This window comes from Marinitenerispora sediminis (assembly GCF_003336425.1).
Classification (GTDB): Bacteria; Actinomycetota; Actinomycetes; order Streptosporangiales; family Streptosporangiaceae; genus Marinitenerispora; species Marinitenerispora sediminis.
In genome coordinates this window covers 1-18,616 of the sequence record NZ_QEIO01000028.1, presented here as the reverse complement: position 1 = coordinate 18,616, position 18,616 = coordinate 1, and the positions used below count along the sequence as shown (strand labels likewise).

Annotated in this window: 18 protein-coding genes; 10 read left to right on the top strand and 8 right to left on the bottom strand. The window is 75.0% G+C overall.

Features of this window, described 5'->3' with window-relative positions:
* Positions 1-9 precede the first annotated feature (9 nt).
* From DEF28_RS07855 to DEF28_RS07845, 3 genes are all read left to right on the top strand, one after another.
* Positions 10-834, top strand: coding sequence for an IclR family transcriptional regulator (locus tag DEF28_RS07855; RefSeq protein WP_233515156.1), 825 nt, complete (start codon positions 10-12; stop codon positions 832-834).
* 53 nt (positions 835-887) lie between these two features.
* Positions 888-1,571 carry an AroM family protein gene (locus DEF28_RS07850; protein WP_114397143.1) on the top strand — a complete coding sequence of 228 codons (684 nt, stop codon included), beginning with the start codon at positions 888-890 and terminating at the stop codon, positions 1,569-1,571.
* 162 nt (positions 1,572-1,733) lie between these two features.
* Positions 1,734-2,357, top strand: coding sequence for a nucleotidyltransferase domain-containing protein (locus DEF28_RS07845; RefSeq protein WP_114397144.1), 624 nt, complete (start codon positions 1,734-1,736; stop codon positions 2,355-2,357).
* A gap of 58 nt (positions 2,358-2,415) precedes the next feature.
* Here the strand turns inward: DEF28_RS07845 and DEF28_RS07840 are convergent, their stop codons facing one another.
* From DEF28_RS07840 to DEF28_RS07825, 4 genes are read right to left on the bottom strand one after another with little or no spacing between them, the layout of a single operon-like run.
* Positions 2,416-3,285, bottom strand: a complete 870-nt coding sequence (locus tag DEF28_RS07840; protein WP_114397145.1) for a 5-oxoprolinase subunit C family protein — start codon at positions 3,283-3,285, stop codon at positions 2,416-2,418.
* 53 nt (positions 3,286-3,338) lie between these two features.
* Complete coding sequence (locus DEF28_RS07835) at positions 3,339-3,947, bottom strand: 5-oxoprolinase subunit B family protein (protein ID WP_114397146.1); 609 nt, start codon at positions 3,945-3,947, stop codon at positions 3,339-3,341.
* Positions 3,925-4,731, bottom strand: a complete 807-nt coding sequence (locus tag DEF28_RS07830) for a LamB/YcsF family protein (protein WP_114397147.1) — start codon at positions 4,729-4,731, stop codon at positions 3,925-3,927. The genes DEF28_RS07835 and DEF28_RS07830 overlap by 23 nt, the downstream gene beginning before the upstream one ends.
* A gap of 60 nt (positions 4,732-4,791) precedes the next feature.
* Positions 4,792-6,027: an NRAMP family divalent metal transporter gene (locus DEF28_RS07825; protein ID WP_114397148.1), complete on the bottom strand. Its 1,236-nt coding sequence runs from the start codon at positions 6,025-6,027 to the stop codon at positions 4,792-4,794.
* A gap of 229 nt (positions 6,028-6,256) precedes the next feature.
* Here DEF28_RS07825 and DEF28_RS07820 point away from each other — a divergent pair, with 229 nt between their 5' ends.
* A complete protein-coding gene (locus tag DEF28_RS07820) occupies positions 6,257-6,967 on the top strand; it encodes a GntR family transcriptional regulator (RefSeq protein ID WP_374058087.1) in 711 nt (236 codons plus the stop codon).
* An 85-nt stretch (positions 6,968-7,052) separates the two neighbouring features.
* Here DEF28_RS07820 and DEF28_RS07815 read toward each other — a convergent pair whose 3' ends face one another.
* Together DEF28_RS07815 and DEF28_RS07810 are read right to left on the bottom strand one after the other, a co-directional pair.
* Positions 7,053-7,901: a hypothetical protein gene (locus tag DEF28_RS07815; RefSeq protein WP_374058088.1), complete on the bottom strand. Its 849-nt coding sequence runs from the start codon at positions 7,899-7,901 to the stop codon at positions 7,053-7,055.
* 339 nt (positions 7,902-8,240) lie between these two features.
* Complete coding sequence (locus DEF28_RS07810; RefSeq protein WP_374058089.1) at positions 8,241-9,536, bottom strand: PucR family transcriptional regulator; 1,296 nt, start codon at positions 9,534-9,536, stop codon at positions 8,241-8,243.
* 283 nt (positions 9,537-9,819) lie between these two features.
* On the opposite strand from DEF28_RS07810, the gene DEF28_RS07805 reads away from it, so the two are divergent.
* The 5 genes from DEF28_RS07805 to DEF28_RS07785 all read left to right on the top strand — a co-directional run bounded on the left by DEF28_RS07805 (position 9,820) and on the right by DEF28_RS07785 (position 15,027).
* A complete protein-coding gene (locus DEF28_RS07805; RefSeq protein WP_114397151.1) occupies positions 9,820-10,707 on the top strand; it encodes an ACP S-malonyltransferase in 888 nt (295 codons plus the stop codon).
* The gene (locus DEF28_RS07800) at positions 10,704-11,657 is read left to right on the top strand and encodes a beta-ketoacyl-ACP synthase III (protein ID WP_114397152.1); all 954 of its coding nucleotides are present in this window, start codon (positions 10,704-10,706) and stop codon (positions 11,655-11,657) included. The genes DEF28_RS07805 and DEF28_RS07800 overlap by 4 nt, the downstream gene beginning before the upstream one ends.
* Positions 11,658-11,736: 79 nt before the next feature.
* Positions 11,737-11,979, top strand: a complete 243-nt coding sequence (locus tag DEF28_RS07795; protein ID WP_114397153.1) for an acyl carrier protein — start codon at positions 11,737-11,739, stop codon at positions 11,977-11,979.
* A gap of 138 nt (positions 11,980-12,117) precedes the next feature.
* A complete protein-coding gene (fabF, locus tag DEF28_RS07790; RefSeq protein ID WP_114397154.1) occupies positions 12,118-13,356 on the top strand; it encodes a beta-ketoacyl-ACP synthase II in 1,239 nt (412 codons plus the stop codon).
* A gap of 231 nt (positions 13,357-13,587) precedes the next feature.
* A complete protein-coding gene (locus tag DEF28_RS07785) occupies positions 13,588-15,027 on the top strand; it encodes an acyl-CoA carboxylase subunit beta (RefSeq protein ID WP_114397155.1) in 1,440 nt (479 codons plus the stop codon).
* 165 nt (positions 15,028-15,192) lie between these two features.
* Here the strand turns inward: DEF28_RS07785 and DEF28_RS07780 are convergent, their stop codons facing one another.
* Positions 15,193-15,966, bottom strand: coding sequence for a class I SAM-dependent methyltransferase (locus tag DEF28_RS07780; protein WP_114397156.1), 774 nt, complete (start codon positions 15,964-15,966; stop codon positions 15,193-15,195).
* Positions 15,967-16,468: 502 nt separating this feature from the next.
* Here DEF28_RS07780 and DEF28_RS07775 point away from each other — a divergent pair.
* Complete coding sequence (locus DEF28_RS07775; protein ID WP_233515155.1) at positions 16,469-17,638, top strand: EAL domain-containing protein; 1,170 nt, start codon at positions 16,469-16,471, stop codon at positions 17,636-17,638.
* A 7-nt stretch (positions 17,639-17,645) separates the two neighbouring features.
* Here DEF28_RS07775 and DEF28_RS07770 read toward each other — a convergent pair whose 3' ends face one another.
* Complete coding sequence (locus DEF28_RS07770; protein WP_114400888.1) at positions 17,646-18,497, bottom strand: SGNH/GDSL hydrolase family protein; 852 nt, start codon at positions 18,495-18,497, stop codon at positions 17,646-17,648.
* Positions 18,498-18,616: the final 119 nt, after the last annotated feature.

The window sequence follows — 18,616 nt, the reverse complement described above, 5'->3', positions numbered from 1 at the left end:
AATGAGATAGTGGGCAAATCACGTATACCGGACAGCGATGGATGGCCGCAGCGCGACCAGCGGGAGCCCCCCGGTCTGCTCCAGACCGCCGACCGCACCCTCCAGGTCCTGCTGGCCTTCGACCGGGACCGCGCCGACTGGGGCGTGACCGAGGTCTCGCGGGAGTTCGGCTGGGACAAGTCGGTGGCCCAGCGCATCCTCGCCACGCTCGCCTACCGCGGCTTCCTGGTGGCCGACCCCGCCACCCGCCGCTACCGGATCGGCCCGGCGACGATCCAGCTGGCCCGGGTGTGGCAGCAGTCGCGCAGCCTGGAGCTGCTCGTCCAGCCCGTGCTGGAGGAGCTGACCCGGCGCACCGGTGACAGCTCGCTGCTCTGCGTCCCGGACGGGTTCCACGTGCGGTGCGTGGCGGCGGCCGACGGGCCGTCCGGGCCGCTGCGCTACTATCCGCTGGTCGGCGAGCTGTACCCCGCGCACGCCGGCGCCACCAGCAAGGCCTACTTCGCGTTCCTGCCCCCGCAGGAGCGGAACCGGCTGTTCACCGACCGCCCCCTGGCCCGCTTCACCGACCAGACGCCGGTGGACCCGACCCGGCTCGCCGAGGAGTTCTCGGCGATCCGGGACCGCGGATACGCCCTGTCCGAGGGCGAGTACGACGGCGACACCGCGGCGCTCGCCGTCCCGGTCCACGTGCGGCGCGAGCTCTACGGCAGCCTCAGCCTCGGCTGGCGCTCCGGGCGCTCCGACGACGACGCCTCGACCCGGCTCCCGCTGCTGTGGGACGCCGCCTCCGTCATCGACGACATCCTCGGCGGCTCCGGCCGGCGCCGTTAGGGCGCCTCCGGCCGGCACCGCACCGCCCACCCGAGAGAGGGAGACCCATCCCCATGGCCAAGCTGGGAGTCGTGACCATCGGCCAGTCGCCGCGCGACGACGTCGTGCCCGACCTGGCGGCGCTGCTGCCCCCGGGCGCCCGGATCGTCGAGGCCGGCGCGCTGGACCCGCTGTCCGGAGCCGAGATCGCCGCGCTCGCGCCGAGCGGCGATCCCGGCGACGAGGAGCTCGCCTCCCGGCTCCGCGACGGCACCGAGGTCGCGCTCTCGCACCGCCGGCTGCTGCCGCACCTGCACGCCGCGCTGGAGCGGGTGCGCGACGCCGGCGCGGAGCGGGCCCTGCTGCTGTGCACCGGCAGCTTCCCGGAGCTGCGGGCGCCGCTGCCCACGCTGACCGCCGAGCAGCTGCTCACCGGCACCGTCCAGGCACTCGCCGCCGGCCGCACACTGCTCGTGGTCTGCCCCCTTCCGAGCCAGCGCGCGGCGCTCGCCCGCCGCTGGAGCACCGCCGCCGCCCGGGTCGAGGTCGCCGCGGCCTCCCCCTACGGGGCGCTGGAGGACTTCGCCGCGGTCGCGGCCGAGCTGCGCGGCCGGCTCTCCCCGGGCGAGGACGCGATCGGCCTGCTCGACTGCGTGGGCTACGACCTCGCGCACCGGCAGGTGCTCGCCGACGCGCTGGGACTCCCGGTCCTCGTCCCCCGGCTGGCGATGGGGCACCTGCTCGCCCAGGTGGTCTGACGAGGGGTCCTGCCGCGGGCGCACCCGCGCCACCCGCCGCGGGGAGCGCCGGCCGGCCGCGCCGGCCCCGCGGCGGCCCCGCGGCGGCGATGCCCGTCCTGGCGCCGTGCCGGCCGCCGTCCTCTCGCGCTGAGGCGGGTGCGGCCGGGTAGCCTCCCCGCTATGCGGCGCACCGACACTGCCTGGGGGCCCTGGGAACCGGCGGTCCCATCCGACGTGGCCGCGCTCTTCTCGGCGGCCCGCGTTCCCTGGTGGATCGCCGGCGGCCACGCCATCGCGCTCGCCGTCGGTCACGTCTTCCGCGAGCACGGCGACATCGACGTCCTGCTGCTCCGACGCGACCAGCTGGCTGTCCAGCGGCTGCTGCCCACATGGGAGTGGTGGGCGGCCGACCCGCCCGGCACCCTCCGTCCCTGGGCGGCCGGCGAGACCCTGCCGGCCGGCGTCCACGACGTCTGGTGCCGCCCAGGCCCGGCGCAGCCCTGGCGGATCCAGATCCTCCTGGACGAGGCCGACGGCCGGGAGTGGGTCTCCAGGAGAGACCCCCGCGTACGGCGCCCCCTCGACCGCCTGGGAGCCGTCTCCCCGGAGGGTGTCCCCTACCTCCGCCCCGAGGTGCAGCTGTTCTACAAGGCCCAGCGGCCCCGGCCCAAGGACGAGCAGGACCTCGCCGCGGCTCTCCCCGTACTCGGCTCCGGCCAGCGGCGGTGGCTGGCCGGAGCCATCAGCCTGGCCTACGGGGACCATCCGTGGACCGGCCGTCTCCACCAGCGAGGCCGGACCTGAGCGGCCCGGCGGCAGCCGGCCGCCCGCGCGCTCGGGCCGCGCGGGGGCCTTCGGCCGCTCAGCGCCGCGCCCGCGCGCGAACGAACCGCAGCCGCATCCCCGGCGGGGCCTGCGCGGCGAGCGGGAGGTCCGCGGCCGCGACGACCGCGATCACGGGGTAGCCGCCGGTCACCGGGTGGTCGGCGAGGAAGAGCACCGGTTCGCCGTCCGGGGGAACCTGGACGGAGCCGGGCACCATGCCCTCGCTCGGCAGCTCCCCGGAGCGCGCCCGGCGCAGCTCCGGGCCGGCGAGCCGCATCCCGATCCGGTCGCTGCGGCTGGTCACCTCGTACTCGGCGGCGAACAGCGTGTCCAGCGCCTCGCGGCGGAACCAGTCGTCGCGGGGGCCCGGGACCGCGCTCAGGACCAGCAGGTCCGCGGTGAGCGCGGGCACGGCGGCGACATCGACGTTCGGGAAGGCGGCCGGCGGCGGGCCGACGGGAAGCACGGCGCCCGGGGCGAGCACCGGCGGGCCCAGGCCCGCGAGGATGTCGGTGCTGCGCGACCCGAGCACCGGTTCGACGGCGACGCCGCCCCGCACGGCGACGTAGCTGCGCAGCCCGCGGGCCGGCGCCCCCAGGCTGAGCTCCGCGCCGTCCGGCACCACCAGCGGCGCGTCCATGGCGGCGCTGCGGCCGGCCACGGTGAGCGGGCAGGGAGCGCCGGTGACCGCCACCGTGACCGTCCCGCGGGCGCGCACCCGCAGGCCCCCGAAGGTCACCTCCACGGTGGCGGCGTCCGCCGGATTGGCGACCAGCCGGTTGGCCAGGGCGTGGGACCGCTGGTCGGCCGCGCCCGAGGCGCCCACCCCCAGCGCGGCGAACCCCGTCCGGCCGGTGTCCTGCACGGTGGCCAGCATCCCGGTCGCCCGCACCTCCAGCGCCGGCATCGGTCCCGCCTCCGTTCCGTCGTGATCACCCCGTCGTGCGCCCATGGTGACCGTCATACCGCCACGAACCTCACCCGCACGCCGGGGCGGAGCAGGCCGGGAGGGTCCCGCTCAAGGTCCCAGACCGCCACGTCGGTGCTCCCGATAAGCTGCCAGCCGCCGGGCGACTGACGCGGGTACACCCCGGTGAACTCGCCGGCCAGCGCCACCGCCCCGGCCGGGACCCGGGTGCGCGACTCCGAACGGCGCGGCACGTGCAGCCGCGGGTCGTCGCCGACCAAGTAGCCGAAACCGGGGGCGAAGCCGCAGAAGGCCACGGTCCAGGAGGCACGGGTGTGCGCCTCGACGATCTCGTGCTCGGTCATGCCCGTGTGGCGTGCCACGTCGACGAGGTCGGCGCCGTCGTACTGGACCGGTATCCGCACCTCTCCCGCGTCGCCGTGCCGCCGCCGGCTCGGCCGCAGGCCGCGGATCGCCGCCGCCAGTGCCGTGATGTCGGTCGTCTCCGGCTGGATCCGCACCAGCACGGTCCGGGCGGCGGGGACGATCTCCGTGACACCCGGCGGCAGGTCGGCGTACAGGGCGGCCTGCAGCGCGAGCACGTCGTCGAGCCCGTCAACCTCGACCAGCAGGCCGTGGTCACCGCACGTCCGGATGAACACGGCTGCCCTCCAGGCCGGTGCGCTCGGGAGCGGCGAAAGCCGCGAGGTCGACGCCGGCCGCGCTCAGCCGGTCGGCCACCGCGCGTGCCATGCGGACCGCTCCCGGGCTGTCCCCATGCACGCAGATGGACTCGGCCTCGATGTGCAACCGCGAGCCGTCCGAAGCCGTGATGGGCTCGCCGCGCACCATGCGCAGGCAGCGTTCCGCCACCTCGCTGGGATCGTGCAGCACCGCTCCGGGGTGCCGGCGGGGCACGAGCGTGCCCTGCGGGGTGTAGGCGCGGTCGGCGAACGCCTCGCGCACCACGGTCAGACCGGCCTCCGCCGCGAGGCGCAGCCACACCGAACCCGGCAATCCGAGCACCGGGAGCCGCGCGTCGTACAGCCGGACCGCCTCGACCACCGCCGCGGCCTGCTCCTCGTGGTGCACGATGGCGTTGTACAGCGCGCCGTGCGGTTTGACGTAACGGACACGGTCCCCCGCGACGCGCGCGAAGGAGTCCAGGGCGCCGATCTGGTAGAGGACCTCGTTGGTCAGTTCCGCGGGGTCCATGTCGATGAACCGGCGGCCGAAGCCCGCGAGGTCGCGGTAGCCGACCTGCGCTCCGATGACCACCCCGTCCTCGACGGCCTGGTCGCACGTCCGGCGCAGCACCGTGGGGTCGCCCGCGTGGAAGCCGCACGCGACGTTCGCGCTGGTGACAATGGCCAGCAGCGCCGCGTCGTCCCCCAACTCCCAGTTGCCGTAGCTCTCTCCGAGGTCGGAGTTGAGGTCAATGCGCATGTGTCGCTCCTCTCCTCCCGGCGGGGAGTCGGCCCGCCCGCCGGGGCGACGGTTCGGTTGTCACTGCCACAGCGCGGCGATGCCGGACAGCGACTGCCACGCGATGTAGATGGTCAGCAGCCAGGCGGACACGCCGATCCCCAGCAGCCAGACCGGGTAGCGGTAACCGTGCAGGAGGTCGTGCGAGCGGCGCGCCGCGACCCACAGCATGATGCCCATACCCACCGGGAGGATGAGCCCGTTCAGGGCCCCGGCCAGGATGAGCAGGGTGGCGGGGGCCTGGCCGAGCGCCAGGTAGATCACCGTGGACAGGGCGATGAAGCCGGTCACCAGCCAGCCGCGGTTGCGGGTCAGCCACGGGGAGAAGCCGGCGACGAAGGACACCGAGGTGTAGGAGGCGCCGATCACCGAGCTGATCGCGGCCGCCCAGATGATCACGCCGAACAGCCGCAGGCCGACCTCGCCGGCCGCCGCCGCGAAGGCCGCCGCCGGCGGGTTCTCGGCCGTGAGCAGGTCCACCCCGCCCGCGACCACGCCGAGCACGGCGAGGAAGAGCAGCACCCGCATGACGGCGGTGACGATGACTCCGGTCACCGACGCGCGGCTGATGGCGCCCACGTTCTCGGGGCCCTTGACCCCGGTGTCGACGAGGCGGTGCGCGCCCGAGTAGCTGATGTAGCCGCCGACGGTGCCGCCGATGATGGTGACGATCGCGACCCAGCCGATCTCGTCCGGGAGCACGGACTGGCGCAGCGCCTCGCCGACCGGCGGTCCGGAGACCACCGCGACGTACAGCGTCAGGACGATCATCAGCACGCCGAGCACCACGATGATGCGGTCCATGGCGACGCCGGCCCGCCGGCTGGCGAGGATGCCGATGGCGATCAGCGCCGAGACGGCGCCGCCGATCTTCACCTCCAGCCCGAACAGCGCGTCGAGGCCGAGCGCGGTACCGGCGATGTTACCGACGTTGAAGACGAGGCCGCCGAAGACGATCAGGGCGGCGAGGAGGTAGCCGGCGCCGGGCAGCACCCGGTTGGCGAGGTCCTGGGCGTGCACGCCGGCGACGCCGATCACCCGCCACAGGTTCAGCTGGACGGCGATGTCCACGACGATCGACACGAGGATGGCGAAGGCGAAGGCGGCGCCGAGCTGCGCGGTGAAGTTGGTGGTCTGGGTGATGAAACCGGGACCGATGGCGCTGGTGGCCATGAGGAACATCGCGCCGAGCAGGGTGCCGCGGCGGGTGCGGGACGCTGCGGCGGTGGAGGTGCCGGAGGCTGGGGACTCACTCATGCTGGCCTCGATCGGGGAGGGGCGACGTTCGGATGGTCGACAACGTTGTCTCGTCCTATTGTTGAACAATCCTGAAATACGGCAAGCCCTCGCCGGTTACAACTGTGTTTCCGCTACCGGCTCCACCTCGGTGTTCGCCGCGGCGGGCCGCCGACAGCGACCGCACCGTCGCACTGCGCGGGGGATCCCCCAGAATGGTGGGCGAAGCGGATCGGCGGATGGAGTGGACGTGACCGTGGCGCAGGACGGGGTCGAGCGGCTGGCCGGTGACCGGGCGGAGCTGGAGCGGCCGCCGAGCACCGCGGAGCTGGTCGCCGAGGCGCTGCGCGGCCAGATCATCGACGGGGCGCTCGCCCCGGGCACCCGCCTCTCGGAGAAGGAGCTCTTCACCCGCCTCGGGGTCTCACGCAACACGCTGCGCGAGGCGTTCCTGCTGCTCGTCCACGAGCGGCTGCTCGTGCGCAGGCCGCACCACGGCGTCTCGGTGGCGAAGCCGACCGTGGCCGACGTGATCGACCTGTACCGGGTGCGCCGGGCCCTGGAGCTGTCGGCGGTGCGCGCGGCGGCGCAGGCGCCGCCCGGGGCGCTCGACGCGGTGGGCGCGGCGGTGCGCGAGGGCGAGAGGGCCGCCGCGGCGGCCGACTGGAAGGCCCTGGGCACCGCGAACATGCGCTTCCACGCGGCGATCGCCGGGCTCACCGGGAGCCAGCGGGTGGCCGAGGTCATGCGCCAGCTGCTGGCGGAGATGCGGCTGGTGTTCCACGTCATGGCGGCGCCGCGCGAGTTCCATGAGCCGTACCTGGCCATGAACCGCGAGATCCACCTGCTGCTGCGCGACGGCGCCGCCGAGCGCGCCGCCGAGCGGCTGGCCGACTACCTCGACGTCGCCGAGCGCCAGCTGGTGGACGCCTTCGCCGCGCGGGAGGCGGACACCCGATGAGCGCGGCCGCCGGCCCCGCACGCGGGCGGGCTCCCACCGGCCGCGCCGGTGGGAGCCCGCCCGCGAAGAGCGTGCCGCCCTCCGCTCAGTTCTTCGCCTTCGGCCGCGACCGCGCCGCGTCGCGGCGGGAGCGGCGGCGGGCGGCATTCCGGCCGCGCTGGACCGCGCGGGCGGAGGGGGTGGCCGACATCCCCGGGATGAGGATCTCGGGACGCTGCGGGGGCTCGCTGGCCGGCACCGCCCAGCGCTCGGGGAGATCGGCGTGGTCGCCCAGGACGCCCTCCGGCTCCCGGTCGGAGTCGGCGGCGGCCTCCGTGCTGCTGGCGCCGGCCCCGGCGGTGCCGCCGGCCGAGCGGGCCGCCCGGGCCGCGCGGATCCGGCGCGCGAGCTGGGTCACCACCGGCCACTCCACCGGGGAGGGCTGGGCGAGCGCGGCCCACAGGTAGGCCTTGGTGCCCCACGCCTCCATGGCCTTGCGGGCCCGGGAGACCGTGAAGTAGCCGGGCAGCGCGAGGAGCAGCTGCGGCCAGGCGAGCAGCAGCGCGGCGAGGAAGGGGAACAGCCCCCCGCCGGCCAGGGAGGCGCCCGCGCCGACCGCGATCGGGGTGAGCGCCAGACCGATGCGCAGCGCGGTGATCTGCCGGAACCGGTGCAGCGACCGGCGCACCGACGCCTCCGCGGACAGGCCCTCCGGAAGGGGGGTGGGCTGGACCACGAAGGCGAGCAGCAGCGCCGCCACGGCCACCGAGAAGGCGACGAGGATGGTCCAGCCGGGGGCGGACCAGCGCAGTCCCCCGTGCGCCAGCACGAGGACGGCGAACAGCGGAATCGGTAGCGGAACGAAGAAGAGGACCTGGCGTCTGAGCTGACCGAGCATGGTGGGTCGGCGCACGGCCTCCACCAATGTCGTGTACAGCTTCCTTACGCCGGTCACAGCCATGGCACCCCCAACCCCGAGCGATGTGCAGTTGCACCGGGGGACCTCCCCCGATTCGACCTGTTGACACTCGCGACCCAATGTCACCGAACAACCCCATTCGGCAACGCTTCGTGATGAACCGGTCACGGTCCACGTTATCCCGTTTCCACCGTGCGGCGCGCGGCCCGCTCCCTCCACTGGACGCGCATCGCGCCCCGGAAGTTCACCGCCGGTGACCGGCGTTTCGCGGCCCCGCACCCGCACCGGGCCCGAGCGGCGACGGCGCACGTCGCCGCCGCTTCCCGCCCGGGACAACGGACCGCGCCGCCACCGGGTTCCGGGGGCGGCGGACGACTAGCCCGGCGCGGGTCCGTCGCGCTCGGCCAGGCGGCCCAGCGCCATCGCGACCCGCAGCACGAAGGAGCCGCGGCCGTCCGCCGGCGCGAACCCCGTGAGGTCGGCGATGCGCCCGAGGCGGTAACGCACCGTGTTCGGATGCACGAAGAGCATGCGCGCGGTCGCCTCCAGCGACGCGGCGTGCTCCAGGTACACCGCGAGGGTGTCCAGCAGCGGCGAACCGGCCCGCCGCAGCGGCCGGTAGACATCCTCGACCAGCCGTCTGCGGGCGGCGGGGTCGCCGTCGAGGGCGCGCTCGGGCAGCAGGTCCTCCGCCGACACCGGCCGGGGGGCGTCCGGCCAGGCCGGCGCGGCCCGCAGGCCGCTGATCGCGGCGCCCGCCGAGCGCCCGGCCGAGGGGAGGTCGGGGACGGGCGGCCCCACCACGACCGGCCCGGCGCCGAACAGCCCGGCCAGCGGGGCCGCGGCCGCCATCGGATCGGAGCCGTGCTGCTCGCCGAGCCCGATGACCACGACCACGCGCTCGCCCTGCGTCCCGGCCAGCACGTCGTGGCCGGCGCGCCGGGCCAGCGCGCGGACCTCGTCGAGCATCGCGTCGCCCTCGCCTTCGGCCACCTGCCCGGCGATGGCGAGCACCGGGGTGCGCGACCAGCCCAGCGCGGACCCCCAGGTGTGCAGCCCCTCCTCGCGGTCGCCGTGCAGCAGCGCGTCGACGATCAGCGCCTCCAGCCTGGCGTCCCAGGCGCCGCGGGCCTCAGCGGCCCGCGCGTAGACCCGGGCGGAGCTGAACGCCACCTCGCGGGTGTAGCGGAGCACGGCCTCGCGCAGCTGCTGCTCGCCACCGGGCGCGGCGAGACCGTCGACCTGGTTCTCCACCACCTCGATCATGATGCGGATCATCTCGACGGTCTGCTGCAGCGACACCGACCGGGTGAGCTCGCGCGGCGCGGTCCCGAAGACCTCGACGGTGATCGCCGGGCGGCCGCGGTTGGCGTTCTTGAACCAGTCCACGAAGGCCGCCACGCCGGACTGCGCCACCAGGCCGACCCACGAGCGGTCCTCGGCGGACATGGTGCGGAACCACGAGAGCCTCCGCTCCATGCGCGCCACCGCCGCGGTGCCGAGCGCTCCCATGGAGCGCTCCAGCCGGCGCACCGTCTCGGCCCGCACGGCGTCCGCGGCGGAGTCGCCGGACTCCGCCGCGCACCCGTCCGCGGGCCCGCGGTCCCGGGGACGGCGGTCGGCGGCGCCGTCGGCACCGGTGGGCGGTGGTGTCAGCTCAGCGGGGTCGATGATCACGTCTCCAGGGTGGCACCGCGGCCGGCGCGGCGGCGTCACCGCCCGGCCGGGATCCGGCTACCGGCCGGTCAGAACGTGACGCGCGACACGCGAATCGACCACTCGAATGGACCGTTTTGTAGGGGTCTTACAAATCGTACGTCCTAAACTTCGTGCCAGTCCTCATCAAGCTGGTGATGTTCTACAGGGCAAGGTGGATGTCGTGCTTGTAATCGTCGCTCCCGGCCAAGGCGCCCAGGTTCCCGGATTCCTGTCCCCATGGCTCGAACTGCCCGGCATGGCCGAGCGGTTCGAGCGCTGGTCGACCGTCGCCGAACTCGACCTCGCGCGGTGCGGGACCACCGCCGACGCCGAGGAGATCCGCGACACCGCGATCGCGCAGCCGCTCCTCGTGAGCGCCGGGCTGGCCGCCGCCACGGCACTGTTCGGCGGGCTCGACGCCGCGCCCGCCGCCGTGGACGCGGTGGCCGGGCACAGCGTCGGCGAGTTCACGGCGGCGGGTGTGGCCGGGGTCCTCTCCCCGGAGGACGCGCTCACCCTGGTCCGCGAGCGCGGGCGCGGCATGGCGGAGGCCGCCGCCGCGACCGCCACCGGGATGACCGCCGTGCTCGGCGGCGACCGCGACGAGGTGCTCGCCGCCATCGAGGCCGCCGGGCTCACGGCCGCCAACGACAACGGCTCCGGGCAGATCGTCGCCGCCGGGACCACCGAGCAGCTGGCCGCGTTCGCCGAGGCCCCGCCGGCCCGCGCGCGGCTGCGCTCGCTCTCCGTGGCGGGCGCCTTCCACACGCACCACATGGCTCCGGCCGTCGAGCGGGTGCGCGCGGTCGCGGAGCGGACCGCCGCGGCCGACCCCCGGACCCGGCTGCTGTCCAACCGCGATGGCGCGGTCGTCGCGAGCGGGCGCGAGTACCTCGACCGCCTCGTGTCGCAGATCAGCTCGCCCGTGCGCTGGGACGCGTGCACGCGGACGCTGGCCGACCTCGGGGTGACCGCTGTCATCGAGCTTCCGCCGGCCGGCACCCTCGTGGGCCTGGCCAAGCGCGCGCTGCGCGGCGTCGAACTCCTCGCGGTGAAGACCCCCGACGACCTCGACCGCGCCCGTGACCTGGTCAAGGAACACGCCGGACTGCCCCCTGTCGAACCGGAAGGTGCCGCCTCATGAACCTCGCTCCCACGGCCCCTGGCGCACGTGTCCTCGCCTTCGGCGAGTACCAGCCCGGCCGGGTGGTCACCAACGAGGAACTCGCCCGGACGGTCGACACCTCCGACGAGTGGATCCAGAGCAGGGTCGGCATCAGGGAGCGCCGGATCGCCGCCGAGGACGAGTCGGTCGCCGACATGGCGGTGGCCGCCGCCGGCAAGGCGCTGGCCGCCAGCGGGCTCGCGGCCAACGACATCGACCTCGTGATCGTCGCCACGTGCACGCAGCGCGACCAGGTCCCCAACGCGGCCGCCACGGTCGCCGCGCGGCTCGGCATCACGGCCCCCGGTGCGTTCGACGTCAACGCCGCGTGCGCCGGCTTCTGCTACGCCCTCTCGCTCGCCAACGACGCCGTCCGCGGCGGCTCGGCCCGCAACGTCCTGGTGATCGGCGCGGAGAAGCTCTCCGACTGGCTCGACTGGAACGACCGCACGACCTGCGTGATCTTCGCCGACGGCGCCGGCGCGGCGGTGGTGTCCGCCAGCGCGACCCCGGACATCGGCCCGGTGGTGTGGGGCAGCTCGGGCGACCGCGCGGACAAGATCTACCTGCGCGACCACCGCTACCTGTACCAGGAGGGCCAGTCGGTCTTCCGCTGGACCACCACCGAGCTGTACCCGGTGGCCCTCAAGGCCCTGGAGCGCGCCGGGGTGCGGCCCGAGGAGCTGACCGCCTTCGTGCCCCACCAGGCCAACCTGCGCATCGTCGAGGCGATCGCCCGCAAGCTGGGCGCTCCGCAGGCGATCATCGCGCGCGATATTGTCACGGCGGGCAACACCTCGTCCGCATCGATCCCGCTGGCGCTCTCGCGCATGGTCGGGCGCGGCGAGCTGCCCTCGGGAAGCACCGTGCTCACTCTGGGGTTCGGTGCCGGTCTTACCTACGCGGCCCAGGTGCTGCGGATTCCCTGACCCCCGCGCAGGCGGTGCTTCGGCACGCGCCGGCCCGTCGCGGTGAACGAACGACCAAACACGAAGGAGCAGACCCCACATGGCGACGCACACTGAGCAGGAGATCCTGGCCGGCCTCGGGGAGATCATCGACGAGGTCGCCGGCGTCCCGGCCGACCAGGTCACCGCCGACAAGAGCTTCGTCGACGACCTCGACATCGACTCCCTGTCGATGGTGGAGATCGCGGTCGCCGCGCAGGACAAGTTCGGCGTGGAGATCCCCGACGACCAGCTCAAGGACCTCAAGACGGTCCAGGACGTCATCACCTTCATCCAGAAGTAGGACGCCGCCCGGGTGCCCGCCGGCCGCCTCGGCGGCGGCGGGCACCGCGGCCCCGCCGCCGCGACAACGCATCCACCATCACCGCACTCCACCGGCTCCCGCGGTCGGTGATCGACCAACGAGAAGGGCGAGCGACCAATGAGTACTACCGAAGTCGTCGTCACTGGCCTCGGAGCCACCACCCCGCTGGGGGGTGACGTCGCCACTACCTGGTCCGCGCTCCTCGAAGGTCGGTCCGGTATCTCGACGATCGAGGAGGACTGGACGGCCGAACTGCCGGTGCGCTTCGCCGGCGTCGCCGCCGAGGACCCCTCCACGAAGCTGGAGCGCCACCGGCTGCGCCGGCTGGACCGCACCCAGCAGTTCTCGCTGATCGCCGCGCACGAGGCGTGGCGGGACGCCGGCGAGCCGGACGTGGACCCGGTGCGGCTGGGCGCCGCGGTCTCCAGCGGCATCGGCGGCATCCTGACGATCCTGAACCAGTACGACACCTTCCGTGAGAAGGGCTGGCGGCGGGTCTCCCCGTTCACCGTGCCGATGCTGATGCCCAACGGCCCGGTGGCCGCCGTGGCGCTGGAGTTCGGTGCCCAGGCCGGTGCGCACGCCGCGGTGAGCGCGTGCGCGTCCAGCGCCGAGGCGATCGCCGACGGCATCAAGCTGATCCGCTCCGGCCGCGCCGACGTCGTCATCGCCGGGGGCACCGAGGCCGCGATCCACCCGCTGAACCTGGCCTCCTTCGCGGCGATGCGGGCGCTGTCCACCCGCAACGACGACCCGCAGGGCGCGTCCCGGCCGTTCGACGCCAACCGCGACGGCTTCGTGATGAGCGAGGGCGCCGGGATGCTGGTGCTGGAGTCGGCCGAGCACGCCGCCGCGCGCGGCGCCCGCGTCTACGCGGTCGCGGCCGGCGCCGGGTACAGCTGCGACGCCCACGACATCGTGCAGCCCGACCCCGAGGGCACCGGCCAGGCGCGCGCCATCCTCGACGCGCTGGCCGACGCCGACCTCAAGCCGGGCGACATCGCGCACGTGAACGCGCACGCCACCTCCACGCCGATGGGCGACGTCGGCGAGACGGTGGCCATCCGCAAGGCGCTCGGTGACGCCGCCGCCGACAGCGTGGCGGTCACCTCGACCAAGTCCATGACCGGCCACCTGCTGGGCGGTGCGGGGGCGGTGGAGTCCATCGCCACGATCCTGGCGCTGCACCACGGCCAGATCCCGGCCACCATCAACATCGAGGAGCTCGACCCAGGCGTTGTGGTCGACGTCGTGCGCGAGAAGCCGCGCGAGCTGTCGGCCGGCGCGGTCGCGGCCCTCAACCAGTCGTTCGGCTTCGGCGGGCACAACATCGCCGTCGCCTTCCGCCGCCCGTAGCAGGGCGCGGACCACCCGTCCGCCGGGCGCCGCCGCCGCGCGGCGCCCGCCGTCCCACGCGGGGCGCGACCTCGCAGCCCGGCCCGGTCCGGTGCCCGTCCGCCCCATCGCGGCCGACCTCCGCGCGCCCGCCACGGGCGCGTCCGGTCGGCCGGCACCGCCGCTCAGCGACCCGTCGGCGGCCACCGTTCCGCTCGCACACCGACCGCTTCCTCGAAGGAGCTGGCCCACGTGACTGTCACCGACAACCGAGTGGTCGACCCGCCCGCGGCGACCGCCGTACCGGAGGATCCCCGCGACCCGCGCGTCCGGCTCGCCGCGTTCTTCGACGAGGGCTCGCTGCGGCTCATCACCGCCGAGGACGACAGCGCCGCGCTGTCCGCGGTCGGCCGGATCAGCGGTATGCCCGCCGTCGCGTTCGCCAACGACGCGCGGATCCAGGGCGGCGCCATGGGCACCGCGGGGTGCGCGGCCATCGAGGTCGCCTACGAGCACGCGGTGCGGGAGCGGATCCCGGTGGTCGGGCTGTGGCACTCGGGCGGCGCGCGGCTCGCCGAGGGGGTCGAGAGCCTGCACGCGGTGGGCCGGGTGTTCGCCGCCATGACGCGGGCCTCGGGCATCGTCCCGCAGATCTCGGTGGTGCTGGGCCCGGCCGCGGGCGGGGCCGCCTACGGTCCGGCGCTCACCGACGTCGTGGTCATGTCGCAGGGCGGCAAGGTGTTCGTCACCGGCCCGGACGTGGTGCGCAGCGTGACCGGCGAGCAGATCACCGCCGACGAGCTCGGCGGTGTGGACGCGCACGGGCGGCGCAGCGGGGTCGTGCACGTGACGGCCCCGGACGACACCGCCGCCATGGTGCAGGGCCGCCGGCTGGCGCTGCTGCTGGGACACCAGGGCCAGCTGCGGACGGCGGACGTGCTCGACCTCGACCTGGGCGGGGTGCTGCCGGAGTCGGCGCGCCGCGCCTACGACGTCAAGCCGCTGGTGAACGGCGTGCTGGACTCCCCGCTGGGCGAGGAGTCGGTCGAACTGCAGGCGAAGTACGCGCCGAACATGGTCACCGCGCTCGGCCGGCTCGGCGGGCGCACGGTCGGCATCGTCGCCAACAACCCGCTGCGGCTGGGCGGCTGCCTGGACTCGAAGTCGGCGGAGAAGGCCGCCCGCTTCGTCCGGATGTGCGACTCCTTCGGCGTCCCGCTGATCGTCATGGTGGACACGCCGGGGTACCTGCCCGGCGTCGGCCAGGAGTGGGACGGCGTGGTGCGGCGCGGTGCGAAGCTGCTGCACGCCTTCGCCGAGGCGACTGTTCCCCGGGTGACCCTGGTGACCCGCAAGTCCTACGGCGGCGCCTACATCGCGATGAACTCCCGCTCGCTCGGCGCCACCCGGGTGTTCGCCTGGCCGACCGCCGAGGTCGCGGTGATGGGCCCGGTCGCGGCGGTGCGCATCCTGCACCGCAAGAAGCTGGCGGCGGTCCCCGCCGAAGAGCGCCCGGCGCTGGAGGCGGAGCTGGCCGCCGAGCAGGAGAAGAAGGCCGGCGGCCTGGAGCGGGCCCGCGAACTCGGTGTGGTCGACGAGGTCGTCCTCCCCGAGCGCACCCGGAGCGCCCTGGCCGAGGCCATCGCCACCGCGCCGTCCGCACGCGGCGCGCACGGCAACATCCCGCTCTAGGGGCTTGGCCCCGGGCGGCGGAGACGGACGCACTGATCGGGCGCCCGACCGGAACCACCGGTCGGGCGCCCGTCCGCGTTGCGCCGCACGGTCTGGCGGCCGCCGGGCCGCCAGCGGGCGGTGCGGGCCGGCGTGAGGGGGACCAGGCACGTGGTCCGCGTCGGGCTAGTCGCCGGAGTCGGCGGGCGAGGGCGGTGCCTCGACGGCGAAGAAGAGGAAGCCGATCCGGGTCGACAGGCTCTGGAAGTCGTCGGGGAACAGCGCGCGGGCGGCCGGGTCGGGCTGCGGCTCGCTGATGACGCGGAGGCGGAAGCCGGCGGCGGTGAAGGCATCGGTCATCGCGTGCAGCGGCCGGCGCCAGAACCTCAGCCGGACGGACTGCCCGCCGAACGAGAAATCGGAGGTATAGCTGGTGGTCGCGGAGTAGTCCGGCCGGGGAGTCTGGATCACGTAGTCCGCGAACGGGTGCTGCACCGACGCGATCAGCCGGCCGCCGGGCCCAAGCACGCGCCGTATCTCGGCCAGCGTCGGCCCCCAGTCCTCCAGGTAGTGCAGCACCAGCGACGCGACCACGTCGTCGAACGCGCCGTCGGGGAACGGGAGGGGGTCGCTCAGGTCGGCCACGTGCAGCTGCGCGTCGTCCCCGAGCCGCCGCCTGGCCAACGCCAGCATCCCGGGGCTGGCGTCGATGCCGGTGACGTCGGCACCGCGGTCGCGCAGAGCGGCGGACAGGGGGCCCGCGCCGCACCCGGCGTCCAGGATCCGGCGGCCGGTCACGTCTCCGGCGAGGGCCAGCATCGCGGGCCGTTCGTAGTAGGCGTTCATCAGGTTGGCCTCGGTCTCCGCCGCGTAGGCCTCGGCGAAGCCGTCGTAGTCGTTCGCCTGGGCCGGATCCGCGGGCTGGGCGGGATTCTCGGGCCAGTCGGGTACTCGGTCCATCGCCGGAGCCTAGCGTTCGCGTGATCCGCCGGACAGGCCCCTGGTCAGGGTGCGAGGCGGAAGGGCGGGAATGCCGCACGGATCGGGCGGGACCGGGGAGGGGACGGCCTCGCCCCACCCGGTATTTCCGCGGTCCGGCCGCACGGACGGGGGTGGGGCAGGACAGCGCCGGCGTGCGCGGCGTCCCGGCGCGGGACAGCTCCGGTGGCGGGGCGCGGACCGGGGTCCGACCCGGTGACAGGCCGCTGGCGCGCGGCGCTGCCGCCCGGCGCGGCCCCGTGTGCTCCGGTTCCGGTGGACGGCGCCGGCCCCCTCCGAGTGGCCCGACGCCGGGCCGCGACGGGCCGCGGGGTCACGGTCGGCGCGGGTCCGGTGACGCGCCGCGCGGGGCCGCCGGGACGGGTGAATGCGGCGGCGCACGGCGGCGAACAATGGGTGAACTGGACGGACGTCACGTCCGTCTCCCCTGGTCAGTGATCTTGTCCGCGGTCATGATGGGCGGGTGCCCTCCAGCCGAGAACCCCTCCCAGCCTCCGATCCGCGCCCGGCCGCGTCGGTCGGCGGCGGGGGTGTCCACGGCGACCAGCCGGAGGACGCCCTCCTGTTCCGTCCCATCGTCGATCTCGACTCCGGAGCCGTCCTCGCGGTCGCGGCCGAACCCGCGGCGGCCGCTCCCCCGGCCGGCGACGCGGCGGCGCAGGCCGAGCGGCTGGCCCGGCTGGCCCGGCGGGCGGCTGTCCGGGAGACCCTGCTGCCGCTGGTGCTGCCGGTCCCCGCCCCGCTCCTCACGGTCGGGCCCGAGCCGTTCACGCTGGTCGAGCACGGGCTGCGCCGCGCCGGGCGGCGGCCGCGCGACGTCACGCTCATGGTCGGCCCGGAGTTGCGCGACCTGCCGCCCGAACCGCTGCTGCGGGGGATCGCGCACCTGCGCGAGGCCGGCTTCCGGTGCGCGCTGGGCACGGCGTCGGTGGCGCCGGACGTGCTGCTGCGGATCGCCCCGTTCGTGTTCCGGGTGGACCCGGCCTACGTGGCCGGAATCCCCGGGGACGAGCGGCTGACCGCCGTGGTCGAGGGGCTGGCCCGCATCGGGCGGGGGTCCGGGATCTTCCCGCTCGCGGCGGGCGTCGCCACGGTGACGCAGCTCATGGCGCTGCGGCGGGCGGGTGTCCGGCTCGCCGAGGGCCCGTTCTTCGCCGACGACGCCTGGACGCCGGGCGAGCGGGTGGCCCCGCTCCCCGACGCCGCGCTGGTGTCGACCGCTCCCGGGCTGGACGTCGGCCCGCGGGTGTCGGAGTTCGTGGTCCCCGCCGTCACCATGGGCGAGGCGACCACGGCCGAGGAGGTCCTGGAGGCGTTCGGCGCCGACGAGGCGCTCACCAGCGTCATCCTGGTCGACGGCCGGGAGCGGCCCGTGGCGTCGCTGGACCGCGCCCGGTTCCTGCTCGCCGTGACGGGCCCCTACGGGCACGCGCTGCACGCCAAGCGGCCGGCCGCGCGGCTCGCCGACCCGCCGCGCACGGTGGCGCGCGACGTTCCGGCGATGGCCGCGCTGCGGGCGGCCGGCGCCGGCCAGGAGCGGGTGTACGACGACCTCATCGCGGTGAACGAGTTCGGCCAGTGCGCCGGCGTGGTGCGGGTCGGTGACCTGATCCGCAGCCTGGCGCGCGAGTGACCCGCGGTCAGTCGGCGGCGGCGCCCTCGCCGCCCGGCGCGTCGCGCAGGGCGGCCAGGAAGGGGCGCTTGGGGTGCCGGCCGTCGCCGGAGGACCTTCCCAGCGCCCGCCGGCTCAGCCACGGCACCAGGTACTCGCGGGCCCAGCGGGCGTTCTCCCGGCGGCGCAGGATCCGGGGCAGCGGGACCGCCGGAGCCGTCCAGGGGCACCGCCACTCCTCCGGTCCGCCGAGCGGGTGGCCGAGCAGTTCGGCGATGCGGGCCGCCACGATGCGGTGCCCGGTGCCGTTGAAGTGCAGCCGGTCCTCGCTCCACGCCCGCGGGTCGTTCAGCGCCGACATGGACCACAGGTCGACGATGTCGCAGCCGTTGCGCTCGGCGATGGCGCGCAGGTGCATGCTGAACACCGCGATCCGGCCGCGGTACACCCGCAGCACCGGAATCCACCCGGTGTCGTGCCCGGAGAGGATGACCACCCGGATTCCGGCCGCGCGCAGCCGGCGGACGCCGCGTTCGTACTCCGCGGCGAGCACGTCGAGGTCGGTGCTGGGACGCAGCACGTCGTTGCCGCCGGCGTGCACCGTGACGAGGTCCGGCCGGTAGCGGAGCGTGCGTTCGAGCTGCTCGCCGAAGATGTGCCGCATCCGCCGGCCGCGGACGGCCAGGTTGGCGTAGCGGAAGTCCGGGAGGTCGGCGCCCAGGTGCTCGGCGAGGCGGTCGGCGAAGCCGCGGTAGCTGCCGTCCGCGCGCGGGTCGTCCAGGCCCTCGGTGATGCTGTCGCCGATGGCGACGTAGGAGCGTATGACCGCCGGGGCGTCCGCCTGAGCGATTCCAGGGGGATGTGTGTCCAGGTCAGTCACGGTTACCAATCATGCGGATCCGACACGGTGCGCGGGGCTCCGCGATCGCGGGGGATGCGGGCCGCCTGTGCCTTTCGCGACACCGGGGGCGCCGGTCGGGGAGTCTCGGGGGAAGGGGA